The organism is Pseudomonas sp. D47, assembly GCF_045447305.1.
In the GTDB taxonomy this organism is placed as follows: domain Bacteria; phylum Pseudomonadota; class Gammaproteobacteria; order Pseudomonadales; family Pseudomonadaceae; genus Aquipseudomonas.
In genome coordinates this window covers 1-532 of sequence record NZ_JBJGXU010000179.1, presented here as the reverse complement: position 1 = coordinate 532, position 532 = coordinate 1, and the positions used below count along the sequence as shown (strand labels likewise).

The 532-nt window shown below is 57.9% G+C and carries 1 pseudogene; it reads left to right on the top strand.

The features are described 5' to 3' along the window. Nucleotides 1-532, top strand: a pseudogene (locus ACI77I_RS32130) (type IV secretion protein Rhs); the annotation flags it as partial.

Below are 532 nucleotides of genomic sequence, written 5' to 3'. Positions count from 1 at the left end.
TTATGACAACCGGCTGCGTATTTCGCGTGATCGTTCCGGTCGGATTGAGCGGCTGGATAACGGTACGGGGCGCTCGTTGTTCTTGCGCTATGAGCTGGGTCGCATTGTGGCGGTGGACTATCAGGTTCATCGCGCCAAAGGGTATGAACCCTACGTATGGGTGACTGAGCAGAATCTTGTTTCCTACGCCTATGACGAGGCTGGACGACTGGTTTCAGCGACCAATGCCGTAGGTGAAAGCGAGGTTTATCGGTACGACGATCAGCACGTCATTCTTGAGCGGCAGTTGGCCGGTGGGGCGAGTTTCTTTTGGGAGTGGGAACGGGCTGGTAAGGCGGCGCGCTGTGTTCGGCATTGGGCCAGCTTTTCACAGATGGACACGCGGTATGCGTGGGAGGACGGCGGCAAGGTTACGGTTCACAACGCCGATGGTAGCCAGGAAGTTTATGTCCATGACCAGCGGGCGCGGCTGGTGCAGCGCATTGATCCGGACGGCGCTGAACATTTCAAATCCTACGACGCCAAGGGCCGG